We start from the raw sequence: 14,445 nt of genomic DNA on the forward strand, positions 1-14,445 counted from the left end.
CCGCCGGGGGCGCAGAATGGGGGGATGGGCACGGACGGCAGGAGCCGGAGCGGGGAGTGGGCCCGGCACTGGCAGTACGCGGAACTGCCCGGCCTCGACCTGCTGCGCGCCCGCTACGTCCGCCACACCTTCCCGCGCCACGCGCACGACGGGTACGTCCTCGCGGCCGTCACCGGGGGGATCGAGGAGGTCGGCCTGCCGGACGGCACCCTGCGCGCCGGGCCGGGCAGCGTGGTCCTGATCAACCCCGAGGTGCCGCACAGCGCCCGGGCCGGGGTGCCCGAGGGCTGGGCGTACGCCACCCTCTACCCCTCCCGCGACCTGATCACCGAGGTCGCCGCCGAGATCGGCACCCTGCGCGGGACCCCCGGCTTCACCACCGACCTGGTCACCGACCCGCAGGCCTCACAGGTGATCACCGAGGTGCACCGGGCCGCCGAGGCCGGGAACGCGCTGGCCGCCGACACCCTGCTGCGCGGGGTGGTCGCGCGGATGCTCAGCCGGCACGCGGGCCCGCTGCCCGCCCGGCCGGCGGGCTCGGCGGGGGCCGCCGACGCCGCACGGGCCAAGGCGGTGCTGGAGGAGCGGATGGCGGACCCGCCGTCGCTGGAGCAGCTGGCGGCCGAGCTGGGCACGAGCCCCTTCGCCCTGCTGCGGGCCTTCCGGGACCGGTACGGGATGCCGCCGCACACCTGGCTCACCGACGCCCGGGTCCGGCGGGCGCGCCGGCTGCTGGACGCGGGGAACCCGCCCGCGGAGGCGGCCGTCGCCGTCGGCTTCACCGACCAGCCGCACCTCAACCGGCACTTCACCCGCATCGTGGGCGTCCCGCCGGGCGCGTACCGGCGGGAACGGGCCGCCGGCTAGCTCCCGGCCATGGAACCGGCTGCTCGGGGAGCCGGTGCGGGGTCGGGGCTGAGCCGTGGGCCGGCCGGGGTGCAAGAACGTACAAGACCCGGCCGTCCCTCCCTGCGTACGTTCGGGGCGTGGGAGAACAACGGACAGTGATGGAGGAGACCCCCGAGGGGGTCGCCGAGGAGCGGCCGCGCGCCGCCGTGGTGCGGGACGCGCTCGGGGTGGGGGTGGCCGTCGGGCTCTCCGGGTTCGCCTTCGGGGTGACCGCCGCCGGGGCCGGGATCAGCACCCTCCAGGCCTGCGTGCTCAGCCTGCTCGTCTTCACCGGCGCCTCGCAGTTCGCACTGGTCGGAGCGCTGGCGGCGGGCGGGAACCCGTTCACCGCCGCTGCCGGGGCCTTCTTCCTCGGCACCCGCAACGCCTTCTACGGGCTGCGGCTGTCCCAGCTCCTCGCCCTGCCCCGGGCCGTCCGGCCCTTCGCCGCGCACTGGGTGATCGACGAGACCACCGCCGTGGCGCTGGCCCAGCCCGGCCGCAAGTCGGCCCGGCTCGGGTTCGCCGTCACCGGGCTGACCCTCTACGTGCTGTGGAACCTCACCACCCTGCTGGGCGCCCTCGGCGCCGAGGCCATCGGGGACACCCGGGTGTGGGGGCTGGACGCCGCCGGGCCGGCCGTGTTCCTGGCCCTGCTCGCGCCCATGCTCAAGAGCTCCACCGAGCGGGCCGTCGCCGCCCTCGCGCTCGTCCTGGGGCTGGGACTGCTGCCCGTGCTGCCCGCCGGGGTGCCGGTGCTGATCGCCGCGCTGGCCGCGCCCGCCGTGCTGTGGATGAAGGGACGCCGCTCGTGAACGTCTGGATCGCCATCGGGCTCACCGTCGTCGGCTGCTACGCCGTCAAACTCGCCGGGCTGCTCGTCCCCGCCGGGGCCCTGGAACGGCCGGTGGTGCGCAGGCTGGCCGCCCTGCTGCCCGTCGCACTGCTCGCCGCGCTCACCGCGCAGCAGACCTTCAGCACCGGGAACGAGCTCGTGCTCGACGCCCGCGCCGCCGGACTGGCCGCCGCCGGGCTCGCGCTGCTGCTGCGCGCCCCCTTCCTGGTGGTCGTCGCCGCGGCCGTGCTGGTCACCGCGGGTGTACGGGCCCTGGCGGGCGGCTGACCGGAGCCGGCAGCCGCCCGTACGCCCGCAGGGTCAGCAGCGCCTCGACCGTGGCGATGGGCCGCCGCTCCAGGAAACTGCCGGGGGCCCAGGCGCGGCGGTGCACCGGCCAGCCGCCGTCCGGCTGCTGCTGCGCGGTGAGGAAGTCCAGCGAGCGGTCCAGCTCCGCGTCGGTGAACCAGCTGCGGGCCAGGGACTCGGGCCGGCGCGCGAAGTCGTGCGGGAACAGGTGCTCGTCCGGCGCGTGGCCGGGGTAGGGCGGATGGTCGCCCCGCCGCCCCGGATCGAGCACCACCAGCCGCTGCTCGCGCACCAGGCGCCCCAGCCGGTCCGCGGCCGCCGCCGCCCGGGCCCGGTCCGGGGCGCCGTCGAGGAAGGCCACCGCGCTCTGGATCTCGTACGGATGGGAGTGGCGCAGCGTCTCGACCCGCTCCCAGCAGAAGTCCGTGGCCCGGAACAGCCAGGCGTGCCAGATCCGGTTGCGGTGCAGCAGCCCGACGACCGGGCCCGTGGTCAGCAGCTCGCCCGGCGGGTCGTCGTGGACCGGGTGGTAGGGGGCCGAGGGGTAGCCGCGGGGGGACGGGGAGAGCACCGGGAGCGCGCCGTCCGGGGTGGAGACCCGGGTCAGGTGGCGGCAGAGCCTCTCGATGCGCTGCCCGGCGCAGCGGCCCAGGCCGTCCAGCACCCGCAGGGCGTGCGCGGTGTGCAGGGGCTGGCTGAGCGGACCGCGCAGATCCGGGTCGAGCGCGTGCCCGTAGCCCCCGTCGCCGTTGAGGTACGAGCCGAGGGCGGTGTCCACCGCGTCGGCGTCCCCGCCGAGGAAGTGGAACGCGAAGCGGCGCTGCTCCAGCACGCGGGCCGTGAGCCAGATGAACTGTTCCGCGCGGGCCAGGGGCGCGGGTGGCGCCGACGGTGCCGGCGGTGCTGACGGTGCCGGACATGCCGACGGTGCCAGCGGTGCCGGTGGGGTCCGCGGTGCCGCTGGGGCCGGCGGGGGAGCTTCGTCTCCAGGCATGCGAGAAACCGTAGGACGCCGTGGTGCGCCGCCGGAGGGCGAACGGGGCGGGTGCACTCTCCGGGGCGGGATACTGGAGGCATGCGGTTGACGATTTTCTGGGAGCGGATGGCGGAGCACTTCGGTGCGGGCTACGCGGACTCCTTCGCGCGGGACCACGTCATGACGGAGCTGGGCGGGCGCACCGTCCACCAGGCGCTGGACGCGGGCTGGGAGGCCAAGGACGTCTGGCGCGCGGTGTGTTCGGCGATGGACGTGCCGGCCTCACTGCGCTGACGCGCCGCGCCGCGCCGGTACGCGGGTGCGGTGGCGGGTTCCGTCGGAGGCCGCTTCGCCGTACGGGCGGCGGGTGAGCCAGACTTGGCCGCGTGGCAGCCACTGACGAGACGACCGACCCGCCCGAGAACGTCCCGGGGACGACGCCCTCATGGCCGGCCGACCCGGCCCGGCCCGGCGGTCCCGCTCCGGGAGGTCCGCCCGCCGGGGGCGCCCCGCCGGTGGCGGAGGCGCGGATGCCGCGCTGGCTGCCGCGCGCCGTGATCCTCGTACTGGCCCTCGTCGCCTGCTTCCAGCTCGGCAGCTGGGCCTTCCACCAGCTCATCGGACTGCTCGTCAACGTCCTGATCGCGTTCTTCCTCGCGCTCGCGATCGAACCCGCGGTGTCCCGGATGGCGGCCCGCGGCATGCGCCGCGGGCTCGCCACCTTCCTGATGTTCCTCGGGGTGTTCGTCTTCGCCGCCGGCTTCCTCACCCTGCTGGGCTCGATGCTCGCCGGGCAGATCATCGACATGGTCGAGGGCTTCCCGCGCTACCTCGACTCGGTGATCAACTCGATCAACTCGACCTTCCGCACCGAGCTGTCCCGGCTGGAGATCCAGGACAGCCTGCTGCGCTCCGACTGGCTGCGGAAGTACGTGCAGAACAGCGCGACCGGTGTGCTCGACGTGTCCGCCACCGTGCTCGGCGGACTGTTCAAGCTGCTGACGATCGGGCTGTTCTCCTTCTACTTCGCCGCCGACGGACCGCGGCTGCGGCGCGCGCTGTGCTCCGTACTGCCGCCCGCGAAGCAGGCCGAGGTGCTGCGCGCCTGGGAGATCGCCGTCGCCAAGACGGGCGGCTACCTCTACTCACGCGGGCTGATGGCGCTGATCTCCGGGGTCGCGCACTACATCCTGCTGGCGGTCCTCGGCGTGCCGTACGCGCCCGCGCTCGCGGTGTGGGTGGGACTGGTCTCCCAGTTCATCCCCACCATCGGCACCTATCTCGCGGGCGCGCTGCCGATGCTGATCGCCTTCACGGTCAGTCCCTGGTACGCGCTGTACGTGCTCGGATTCGTGGTGGTCTACCAGCAGTTCGAGAACTACGTCCTCCAGCCCAAGCTGACCTCGAAGACCGTGGACATCCATCCCGCGGTGGCCTTCGGCTCGGTCGTCGCGGGCACCGCCCTGCTGGGCGCGGTCGGGGCGCTGATCGCGATCCCGGCCGTGGCCACCCTCCAGGCGTTCCTCGGCGCGTACGTGAAGCGGTACGAGCTGACGAGGGACGCCGACGCCTCTACTTCCCGGCGGCCTCGCCGCCGAGTACGGCTGCCAGGGCTTCGGTGACGGTCGCCTCGACGGCGGCCTTGTCCACACCGAGGCCGGTCAGCAGGCCCTCGCCGTGCTCCTGCTCCAGGAGTGCGAGGAGGAGGTGCTCCGTGCCCACGTAGCCGTGGCCGAGGCGCAGGGCTTCGCGGAAGGTGAGCTCCAGGACCTTCTTCGCCGAGGCGTCGAAGGGGATCAGGTCGGGGACGTCCGCCACTGCCGGGGGCAGGGTGGCGGTCGCCGCGGCGCGTACGGTGTCGGCCGCGACCCCCTGGGCGCTCAGGGCGAGCGCCGCGAGGCCCTCGGGCTCGGCGAGCAGGCCGAGGACCAGGTGCTCGGTGCGGATCTCGGTGTTGCCGGCGGCGCGGGCCTCGTTCTGCGCGACCACGACCCCGTTGCGGGCGCGGGGGGTGAACCGGCCGAAGCCCTGGTTGGGGTCGAGGCCGGCGTCGCCCTCCTTGTCGGCCTTGGGGACGAAGCGCTTCTGGGCGGCCTGGCGGGTGACGCCCATGCTGCGGCCGATGTCGGTCCAGGAGGCGCCGGAGCGGCGGGCCTGGTCGACGAAGTGGCCGATGAGGTGGTCGGCCACGTCGCCGAGGGCCTCGGCGGCGACGACGGCGCCGCTGAGCTGCTCCAGGGTGTCGGTGTGGACCTTCTTGATGGCCTCGATGAGGTCGTCGAGGCGTACCGGATTGGTCATGCGAACGGGTTCCACCGAAGGGTTCGTCATGGGTGCAACCGTAGGTTGACAGTCGGATGACTGTCAACCTTGGGTTGTCACTCGATGTGCGCCGCTTCTACGAGGCCGCGCCGGAGGCCTTCGCGAACTTCTCCCACTGGGCCGTGACCACCTCGGTCGGCACCCCGCCGAAGTCCTTGATGTCGATGATGTCCGACTTGAAGGAGAGGGTCACCGACCCGGAGCGGATCACCGTCAGGTACTTGTACAGCGACGTGTCCTTGTCCTTCACGTCCTGCACCACGATCCGGTACGACAGGGCCTCGTCGCCGAGCGCGGGAGCCTTGACCGGCTCCACCTTGAGGACCTTCGCCTCCACGAGGGCGCGGTCCTCGGTGTAACCGCCGCCGCACTGCTTGCCCGCCTCGGCCAGGGACTTCATCGCCGCGGCCGCGCCGCCGCCCGCGTAGGAGCGCAGCAGGATCTCCGTGTCGACGGTCTGCCATTCGCCGGGCACGTCCGTCTTGACGTAGGCCTGGGCCGTGTGGCCGGCCTTGCCGAGGGTGCTGAGCGGGCCGCACGCCGCGGGCGTGGCCTCGTACATCTCGCTCATCGGCTCGTCGAGCAGCGGCTCCGCGGCCTCGTACTGCCCGGCCTTGTCGCCCGGCGCGAGCGCGAAGGTCTTGAGCTGCTCCACGGTCGGTCCCGGCGGGCCGGCCGGGCTCGGGTCGGCGGCCGGGCTCTGGCTCGTGGCCGGGCTCTGGCTCGCGCCGCCCGGGCTCTGGCTCGCGGAGGCCGCGGCCTTGCCCGCGGTGCCCGTGCCGCTGCCGCCGCATGCCGTGGTGCCCGCGACCAGCGCCGCACCGATGAGCGCGGCCGTCGCCGTGCGTCTGTTCATGTCCTGTGTCCCCCTGCATCGTGCCGTAGCCATGATTGTGCGGGCTGCCGGACGGCCGGCCGCGGGTGGGGGTGCCCCGGACCGGGCGGGATGCCGACAGGGCGAGGCGGCCGACCGCACGGCGCGGCAGGGCGGTGCGGGCGAGGGCCCGGTGGAAGGGCCGGGCCGGTGGGACGCGGAGGCGGCCGACGGACACGGGGGCGGCCGACGGACACGGGGGTGCCGACGACTGAGGGCGGGCCGCTCGCCGTCGCCCGCAGGGGTACGTGGCCCGGAGAGGCCGTCGCCCGCGGTGGTGCGGGGCCTCCGGGAGTTCGCCGGGTCGCTGCACCAGTGGACTTTCGACAGTGCCGCGGGGCGGCCGGCTTCCGTAGGGTCGCGTCCGTGAGATCAGTGATCATGAAGGCCCGGGTGCCGGGCCCGGTGCTGTCCGCGGGCCTGTTCGCCGGAGCGGTGGCCGCCGCTTGCACGGGCGTCGCCACCCTGTGGTGGGGCGTTCCGGCGGCGGTCTGCGCCTTCCTCGCGGGGAGCCGGCCGGGGCGCAACCGGAGTACGGCCGCGGCCCTGGCCGCCGTACTCGTGGCCGCCGTGGTGGCCGTGCTCCTGGTGCCAGCGTGGCTGGGGTGGGCGAGCCGGTTCGTGGGGCTGCTGCTCGTGGCGGCGATGCTGCCGTGGTTCGCGGGCCGCTTCCTGCGCCAGTACCGCGAACTGGTGCGGGCCGGCTGGGAGCGGGCCGGGCGGCTGGAGCGCGAGCAGCGGCTGGTCGCGGAACAGGCCCGGCTGCGCGAACGGACCCGGATCGCACAGGACATGCACGACCTGCTCGGCCACGACCTCAGCCTCATCGCCCTGTCGGCGGGAGCGCTGAAGCTGGCCCCCGGCCTCCCCGAGGAGCACCGGGCCGCCGCACAGGACATCCGCGCCAGGGCGGGGGCAGCCGTGGACCGGCTCGGCGAGGTGATCGGCGTGCTGCGCGAGCCCGCGGATCCCGCCGGGGGCGGGGCCGGGGCCGGATTCACCGGACTCCAGGGCATGGTGGACCGGGCGGCCGCGGCGGGGCTCGACGTCCGGCTGCGGGTGGAGGGCGTAGCGGCGGCGGGCGGTGACGCGCCGGAGCCCGCGCCGGACGTCGCGCCGAGGGCCGTCGAGCGGGCCGTGCACCGCGTCGTCCAGGAGGCGTTGACGAACCTCGCCAAGCACGCGCCGGGGCAGCGGGCGACCGTCCTCGTGCGGCACGGGCAGGAGCGGACCGAGGTCAGCGTGACCGACGAGCCGGTGCCCGGCGCCGCGTCCGCGGCCACGACTGCGGCTATGGCTGTGGCCACGACTGCGGTCACGGCTGCGGCCGGCCGGCTCCAGGCCGCGCCGCCCGTATCGCCCGCGCCCGGGGCCGGGGCGCTCGTGCCTGCCGCCCCCGGTGAGGGCCACGGCTTCGGGCTCATCGGCCTGGACGAACGCGTCCGGCTGGCCGGCGGCTCCTTCGCGGCGGGCCCCGAAGGCCGCGGCTTCGCCGTCCGGGCCACCCTCCCGCACCGCGCCGGAGCGGCCTCCCCGCAGCCCGACGGCCCCGACGGCCCCGACGGCCCGGGCGCGACACTGCCCGCCGAGCACCGCAGGGCCCGCCGCAGGCTGGGACGCACCGCCACCGCGGCCGTGCTGGTGCCGCTGTGCACCGCCGCGCTGCTCATCGGCGGGATCCGGCTGTGGGACACCGTCACGGCACGGCAGTCGGTCCTCGACCCGCGGGACTACGCCGGACTGCGCCTCGGGCAGACCCGCGCGGACGTGGCGCCGTACCTGCCCGAGCGCCAGACGACCCGCCGGCCGGCCGCGCCCACACCCGTACCGCCGGACACGGCCTGCGAGTTCTACGTACAGACCGCCGACCCGTTCGACGACCGCTCGGGCGACCTCTACCGTCTCTGCTTCCGCGCCGGCCGCCTGGTCTCGGCCGACAACTTCACCGGGAAGGACGTCCGATGATCCGGATCCTGATCGCCGACGACGAGCCCATGATCCGCGCGGGCGTCCGCGCGGTCCTCGCCACCGACCCCGGCCTCACCGTCGTCGCCGAGGCCGCCGACGGCCGCCAGGCGGTGGAGCTGGTCCAGCGCCACCGTCCGCACGTGGCCGTCCTGGACATCCGGATGCCGGGGACGGACGGCATCGAAGCCGCCGCCGAGATACGAAGGACCGTACCCGGCACGGGAGTCGTGATGCTGACGACCTTCGGCGAGGACGAGTACATCCTGCGCGCCCTCGGCGAAGGGGCCACCGGCTTCCTGATCAAATCCGGCGAGCCGGAGGAGCTGACCGCCGGGGTCCGGGCGGTGGCCGAAGGCGCTGCTTACTTGTCACCGAAGGTAGCGGCCCGCGTCGTCGCGCACCTCGCCGCCGGCGGCGCGGGAGCCCGGGCCGGCCGCCGCTCCGCCGCCCGCGCCCGCGTCGACACCCTGACCGCCCGGGAGCGGGAGGTGCTCGCGTTCCTCGGCAGCGGCCTTTCCAACGGGCAGATCGCGCGCCGCCTGAGCCTGGCGGAGGGCACGGTGAAGGCCCACGTGAGCTCCATCCTCGCCCGCCTCGGCGTCGACAACCGGGCCGCGGCGGCCGTCGTCGCGCACGAGGCCGGCGTGGTCCCGGCGGTGTCCGGCCGGCCGCCGTACGAGGAGCGCTGACGCCCCGCGCACCGCGAGCGGCAGGACGAGGAGCCGTACGGTCACCACGGCCGCGGCGGCGAGCGCCGCGCCCGCGAGGACGTCGTGCGGGTAGTGCACCCCGACCAGCACCCGCAGCAGCGCCGCGGCCCCGGCCACCGGCAGGGCCAGGGCGGCCAGCCGGGGCCGTACCAGGGTCACGCCGACCGCGAGCGCGACGGCGAGGGTGGCGTGGTTGCTGGGGAACGACCAGTCGCCCGCGGCGGGACACGGCGCCACGGGCAGCACCCCCGGCAGGGCCCGGCAGGGACGCTCCTCGTCGACGAGGAGCTTGACCGCCTCGCTGAGCCCGTACGCGAGCACGGTCCCGGCGGCGGCCACCGCCACCCCGGCCAGGCCCGGCGCGTCCCGGCGGCGCAGCGCGGTCCAGCCGGCCCAGACCAGCAGCAGGCCCAGGAGCAGCAGCGTGCCCTCGCTCGCCGCCTCCAGGACGGCCCCGGCCCACGCCGGCCCGTCCGCCACGCTCCCGGTCAGCGCGCGGTAGGCCCGTACCGACAGGCCTGCGGTGACCTGCGCCGGCTCGTTCGTCCCCAGGGTCCCGCCGGGCGCCAGCCAGACCACGGTCGCTGCCCCCGCCCCGGCTGACACCACCGCCGCCGGCAGCCGGCGGCCCCACCCGTTTCGCTCGATCGATTCCATGGCGCCGACGCTAGGAACGCCACGGCCCGGGCACCCCGGCCGAAGGGCGGCCCGCCACCCCGACGATCGTCAGGGTTGACGGACGCCGGCGCGGGGGCGCAGCACGGGCCGAGGGGGTTCTGGCGTGGCGCGCTTGACAGGGAAATCGAACATCCATTCTGATGAGTTATCCACAGCCGAACCGGTCGTGGAGGCGCATTGTCAGTGGCAGGCATTAGCGTCAATGGCGTGAAGCGATCGACTCAAGCAAACCGGGTGGAACCCATGGCAGGCACCGACCGCGAGAAGGCTCTCGACGCCGCGCTCGCACAGATTGAACGGCAATTCGGCAAGGGTGCGGTCATGCGCCTCGGCGACAAGCCGAACGACCCCATCGAGGTCATCCCCACCGGGTCGACCGCGCTGGACATCGCCCTCGGCGTCGGCGGGCTGCCCCGCGGCCGTGTCATCGAGGTGTACGGACCGGAGTCCTCCGGTAAGACGACCCTGACCCTGCACGCCGTGGCCAACGCACAGAAGGCCGGCGGCACCGTCGCCTTCGTGGACGCCGAGCACGCGCTCGACCCCGAGTACGCCAAGGCCCTCGGCGTGGACACCGACAACCTCATCCTGTCCCAGCCGGACACCGGCGAGCAGGCGCTGGAGATCGTGGACATGCTCGTCCGCTCCGGTGCCCTCGACCTGATCGTCATCGACTCCGTGGCGGCCCTGGTCCCGCGTGCGGAGATCGAGGGCGAGATGGGTGACTCGCACGTGGGTCTCCAGGCCCGTCTGATGAGCCAGGCGCTCCGGAAGATCACCGGTGCGCTCAACCAGTCCAAGACCACCGCGATCTTCATCAACCAGCTGCGCGAGAAGATCGGCGTGATGTTCGGCTCGCCCGAGACCACCACCGGTGGCCGCGCGCTGAAGTTCTACGCCTCCGTGCGTCTCGACATCCGCCGTATCGAGACCCTCAAGGACGGTACGGACGCGGTCGGCAACCGTACCCGCGTCAAGGTCGTCAAGAACAAGGTCGCGCCGCCGTTCAAGCAGGCCGAGTTCGACATCCTCTACGGCCACGGCATCAGCCGCGAGGGCGGTCTGATCGACATGGGCGTCGAGCACGGCTTCGTGCGCAAGGCCGGTGCCTGGTACACGTACGAGGGCGACCAGCTCGGCCAGGGCAAGGAGAACGCGCGGAAGTTCCTCTGCGACAACCCTGCCCTCTCCGACGAGATCGAGCGGAAGATCAAGGAGAAGCTGGGCGTGGGGGTCCGCAAGGACGCCGAGACGGCCACCACCGAGGCCGGTGCCGCAGCGCCCGACGCCACGGCCGCCGCCGTGCCCGCCCCGGCGTCGAAGGCCAAGACGACGGCCAAGGCCGCCGTGGCCAAGAGCTGACCCGTGCGGGAGCAGGAAAGGGGCGGTGGTGAGATTCCCGGTGGCCGCGAGGGCCGCCAGGAACTGCCGCCCCAGAGCCCCGAAGAGCAGGCGCGGGCGATCTGCCTGCGCCTGCTCACCGGGAGCCCGCGCACCCGGCGCCAGCTCGCGGACGCCCTGCACAAGCGGGGCATCCCCGAGGAGGTGTCGCAGCAGGTCCTCTCCCGGTACGAGGAGGTGGGCCTGATCGACGACGCCGCTTTCGCCGGGGCCTGGGTCGAGTCCCGGCACCGCGGCCGGGGCCTGGCCCGCCGGGCGCTCGCGCAGGAGCTGCGGACCAAGGGCGTGCACGCCACCCTCGTGGAGGAGGCCCTGGGGCTGCTGGATTCCGAGCAGGAGGAGCAGACCGCCCGGGAGCTCGTCGAGCGCAAGCTCCGCTCCACCCGGGGCCTGGAGCGGGACAAGCGGATCCGGCGCCTCGCCGGGATGCTCGCCCGCAAGGGGTACCCGGAAGGCATGGCCCTGCGGGTGGTCCGCCGCGCGCTGGAGGCGGAGGGCGACGAAGACGCGGCAGACGGCCTGGGGTACCCGGGGGAGTGACGGCCACCGGCCCCGGCCGGAGCCGCCGGGCCGGAGCACCCGGCCGGGCACCCAGGCCTGACGGGCCGTCGGCAGGCCGGCGGCGGGGCCGCCGATGGGGGCGTGGCTCGGCCGTCGGTGGGACCGCGGTGGGGCGCCGCGGGTGGGACCGTGGTGGGGCGATCGGCGTGGCCGGGTGGGCCGTCGGCGTGGCCGGGTGGGGCTAACCCCCGGAGCCGGACGCCGGGGCACTCCAGTGCCAGCGGGCGCGCCCGGCAGCAGAGTTGGCCGCATGATGCTGCGTTACGCCCTTCAGACCCTCCGGGACCGCAAAGCCGGTTTCCTCGGTGCCTTCATGGCGCTCCTGTGCGCCGCGGCCCTCGTCACCGCCTGCGGCACCCTCCTGGAAACGGGCCTCCGCGGAAAGATCGGCACCGAGCGGTACGCGGCCGCGCCCGTCATCGTCTCCGCCGATCAGAACGTCCACGAGACCACGGTCAAGGAGAAGAAGGGCAAGACCAAGACGAAGCACAAGGCCAAGCCCGTCGCCGAACGGGCCTGGCTCCCCGCCGCCACCGCCGACACGGTCCGCGCCGTACCCGGCGTCGAGCAGGCCGTGCCCGAACTCACCTTCCAGGCCTTGCCCCTGGTCAAGTTGCCGGGCGAGCCGAAGCCCTCGTACGGACACGCCTGGGCCTCCGCCGCCCTCACCCCCTTCGCCCTTGCCGAGGGCCGCGCGCCCCGGACCGACGACGAGATCGTGATCGACCGGGCCCTGGCCGCCCGCGCGCGACTGGAGCCCGGCTCCGAGCTCACCGTGCAGGCCACCGCCGAACCGAAGACGTACCGGGTCAGCGGGATCGCGACGGCCGCCCGCGGCGACCTCGTCCAGCAGAGCGCCCTCTTCTTCAGCGACACCGAAGCCGGGCGGCTCGCCGCCCGCGACGGCCGGATCACCGCCGTCGGGGTACTGCCCCGGCCCGGGGTCGATCCCCGTGAGCTCGCAGGACGGATCCGCCAGGCCCTCAAGGACACGACCGCGCAGGTCGCCGTCGGCGACGAACGAGGCCCCGTGGAGTTCCCGGACGCCGCCGGAGCGCGGATCAAGCTGGTCTCCATGGGCGGAGCGATGGGCGGTACCTCGCTGCTCGTCGCGATCCTCGTGGTCGTCGGCACCTTCGCCCTCTCCGTCCAGCAGCGCCACCGCGAACTCGCCCTGCTGCGCGCCGTCGCCGCCACCCCCCGCCAACTGCGGCGCATGATCGGCCGGGAGGCCCTGCTCGTCGGCCTGGCCGCCGGGGTCACCGGGGCCGCCGCCGGGCTGCCGCTCGCCTCCTGGCTCCACGGCCGGTTCGTCGGCAGCGGGGTCGTCCCCGCCACCCTGGAACGCACCGCAGGCGTCTTCCCGATGCTCGCCGCCGTCGGGACGAGCCTGCTCGGAGCCTGGGCCGCCGCGCGGATCACCGGGCGGCGGATCGCCCGGATCCGCCCGGGCGAGGCGCTCGCCGAAGCGGCCCTCGAACGGAGCCGGCCCGCCTGGGCCCGGATCGCGACCGGGTTGCTGCTGCTGGCCGCCGGGGCGGTGCTGGTCGCCGTACTGGCCTCGCTGCGCACCGAGCCCGCCTCGACCCCGGTCACCTTCCTGGCCGTCGTGGTCCTGGCCGGGGCGGTCTCGCTGCTCGGCCCGCTGCTCGTACGGGGCGCCACCGCGCTGCTCGCCGGTCCGCTCCGGCTGACGGGTACGGGCGGCCACCTGGCCACCGCGAACCTGCGCGGCAACGCCACCCGGATGGCCTCCGCCGTGACCCCGCTCGCCCTGCTGACCGGTATGACCTGCACCGTGCTCTTCGTCACCCCAACCCTCGGGGACGCGGCCCGGGCGCAGGCCCGTGACGGGGTCCGGGCCGGCTGGGTCCTGGAGGCGCAGGGCCCCGGTGTCACGGGCCAGGCCGCCGAACGCCTGCGAGGCACGCCGGGGGTGACGGCGGCCACCGAGGTCGTACGGACCTCCGTACGCGTGGGCCTGTCGAAGTACTCCGCCCAAGGGGTCACCCCCGCCGGGCTGACCCGGACCTGGGACCCCGCGGTGACGAGCGGGAGCCTGGACGGCTTCGGGGAACACAGCGCGGCGGTGAGCGAGGTCGCCGCCGACCAGCTGGGGCTGGCACCGGGGAGCCCGCTGAAACTGACGCTCGGCGACGGGACCCCGGTCACCCTCACGGTCGCGGCGGTCTACGCCCGGGGGCTGGGCTTCGGCGACCTGACGCTCCCGCACGGCCTGGTGGCCGCGCACGTGGACAACCCGCTCGCCGCGAACGTACTGGTGGCGGCGGAGCCGGGCACCGGGCGGGAGCGGCTGGCCGCGGCGCTGGAGGACTTCCCCGGCGTGACGGTGCTGTCCGCGCGGGACGCCGACCAGGTGCGGGCGAAGCGGCAGGAGGCCGGCGCGGAGATCAACCTGCTGGCCATGGGACTGGTCCTGGCCTTCACGGCCGTCGCGGTGGTGAACACGCTGGCCATGTCGACCGCCGAGCGGGTCCGGGAGTTCGCGATGCTGCGGCTGGCCGGGGCCAAGCGGCGGCAGGTGCTGCGGATGCTCCGGACGGAGGCCCTGGCGGTGGTCCTGATCGGGGTCGTCCTGGGGTCGGGGATCGCGCTGGCCGTGCTGACCGCGTTCAGCGTGGGCATGACGGGGGTGGCGGCGCCGTCGGTGCTGCCGGTCGCCTACGCGGTGGTGGTGGGGGTGGCCGGGCTGCTCGCCCTGGCGGCCACTGCCCTCCCGGGGCGGGTCGCGCTGCGGGTACCGCCGGTGGATGTGGCCACGGCCAAGGGCTGACGCGCCCGGCGGTGCCGTTGCCCTGCCGGGGTGCGGGGTGCGGTTGCCGGGGGCGCTGCCCCCGGACCCCCGCGCCTCAAACGCCGGCGGGGCTGGATGTGGACCCTGCGCCTCAAACGCCGGCGGGGC

Annotated in this window: 13 protein-coding genes and 1 pseudogene; 10 read left to right on the forward strand and 4 right to left on the reverse strand. The window is 74.9% G+C overall.

From position 1 onward, the window contains the following. Positions 1-24 precede the first annotated feature (24 nt). From AB0D94_RS32355 to AB0D94_RS32365, 3 genes are all read left to right on the forward strand, one after another. On the forward strand, positions 25-867 hold the full coding sequence (locus AB0D94_RS32355; RefSeq protein WP_362059402.1) for an AraC family transcriptional regulator: 843 nt from the start codon (positions 25-27) through the stop codon (positions 865-867). Positions 868-1,007: 140 nt separating this feature from the next. Beyond that, the gene (locus AB0D94_RS32360) at positions 1,008-1,703 is read left to right on the forward strand and encodes an AzlC family ABC transporter permease (protein WP_362059431.1); all 696 of its coding nucleotides are present in this window, start codon (positions 1,008-1,010) and stop codon (positions 1,701-1,703) included. Continuing rightward, positions 1,700-2,011, forward strand: a complete 312-nt coding sequence (locus tag AB0D94_RS32365; RefSeq protein WP_362059405.1) for an AzlD domain-containing protein — start codon at positions 1,700-1,702, stop codon at positions 2,009-2,011. Before AB0D94_RS32360 ends, AB0D94_RS32365 begins: the two co-directional genes overlap by 4 nt. Here the strand turns inward: AB0D94_RS32365 and AB0D94_RS32370 are convergent. Then, positions 1,977-2,864: a hypothetical protein gene (locus tag AB0D94_RS32370; RefSeq protein WP_362059408.1), complete on the reverse strand. Its 888-nt coding sequence runs from the start codon at positions 2,862-2,864 to the stop codon at positions 1,977-1,979. The two genes, AB0D94_RS32365 and AB0D94_RS32370, sit on opposite strands and share 35 nt — an antisense overlap. 243 nt (positions 2,865-3,107) lie before the next feature. On the opposite strand from AB0D94_RS32370, the gene AB0D94_RS32375 reads away from it, so the two are divergent. After that, positions 3,108-3,302, forward strand: coding sequence for a DUF3046 domain-containing protein (locus AB0D94_RS32375; protein ID WP_030154244.1), 195 nt, complete (start codon positions 3,108-3,110; stop codon positions 3,300-3,302). Positions 3,303-3,538: 236 nt separating this feature from the next. Beyond that, a complete protein-coding gene (locus AB0D94_RS32380; protein ID WP_362059434.1) occupies positions 3,539-4,630 on the forward strand; it encodes an AI-2E family transporter in 1,092 nt (363 codons plus the stop codon). Here the strand turns inward: AB0D94_RS32380 and AB0D94_RS32385 are convergent. Both AB0D94_RS32385 and AB0D94_RS32390 read right to left on the reverse strand, forming a co-directional pair. Then, positions 4,581-5,339, reverse strand: coding sequence for a Clp protease N-terminal domain-containing protein (locus AB0D94_RS32385; RefSeq protein WP_362059412.1), 759 nt, complete (start codon positions 5,337-5,339; stop codon positions 4,581-4,583). The two genes, AB0D94_RS32380 and AB0D94_RS32385, sit on opposite strands and share 50 nt — an antisense overlap. A gap of 67 nt (positions 5,340-5,406) precedes the next feature. Next, on the reverse strand, positions 5,407-6,186 hold the full coding sequence (locus AB0D94_RS32390; RefSeq protein WP_362059415.1) for a hypothetical protein: 780 nt from the start codon (positions 6,184-6,186) through the stop codon (positions 5,407-5,409). A 384-nt stretch (positions 6,187-6,570) separates the two neighbouring features. On the opposite strand from AB0D94_RS32390, the gene AB0D94_RS32395 reads away from it, so the two are divergent. Next, complete coding sequence (locus AB0D94_RS32395) at positions 6,571-8,169, forward strand: histidine kinase (RefSeq protein WP_362059418.1); 1,599 nt, start codon at positions 6,571-6,573, stop codon at positions 8,167-8,169. After that, complete coding sequence (locus AB0D94_RS32400; protein ID WP_362059421.1) at positions 8,166-8,861, forward strand: response regulator transcription factor; 696 nt, start codon at positions 8,166-8,168, stop codon at positions 8,859-8,861. Before AB0D94_RS32395 ends, AB0D94_RS32400 begins: the two co-directional genes overlap by 4 nt. Before the next feature lie 45 nt (positions 8,862-8,906). On the opposite strand, the pseudogene AB0D94_RS32405 reads toward AB0D94_RS32400, so the two are convergent. Next, positions 8,907-9,539, reverse strand: a pseudogene (locus AB0D94_RS32405) (phosphatase PAP2 family protein); the annotation flags it as partial. A gap of 264 nt (positions 9,540-9,803) precedes the next feature. Here AB0D94_RS32405 and recA point away from each other — a divergent pair. The 3 genes from recA (at position 9,804) to AB0D94_RS32420 (ending at position 14,316) form a co-directional block, all read left to right on the forward strand. Beyond that, complete coding sequence (recA, locus tag AB0D94_RS32410) at positions 9,804-10,922, forward strand: recombinase RecA (protein ID WP_362059424.1); 1,119 nt, start codon at positions 9,804-9,806, stop codon at positions 10,920-10,922. Between the two features lie 33 nt (positions 10,923-10,955). After that, entirely contained in the window at positions 10,956-11,501 is a 546-nt protein-coding gene (recX, locus tag AB0D94_RS32415; protein ID WP_362059437.1) for a recombination regulator RecX, read from the forward strand. Positions 11,502-11,772: 271 nt separating this feature from the next. Next, a complete protein-coding gene (locus AB0D94_RS32420) occupies positions 11,773-14,316 on the forward strand; it encodes an ABC transporter permease (protein ID WP_362059427.1) in 2,544 nt (847 codons plus the stop codon). Positions 14,317-14,445: the final 129 nt, after the last annotated feature.

The organism is Streptomyces sp. NPDC048255 (genome assembly GCF_040652415.1).
In the GTDB taxonomy this organism is placed as follows: domain Bacteria; phylum Actinomycetota; class Actinomycetes; order Streptomycetales; family Streptomycetaceae; genus Streptomyces.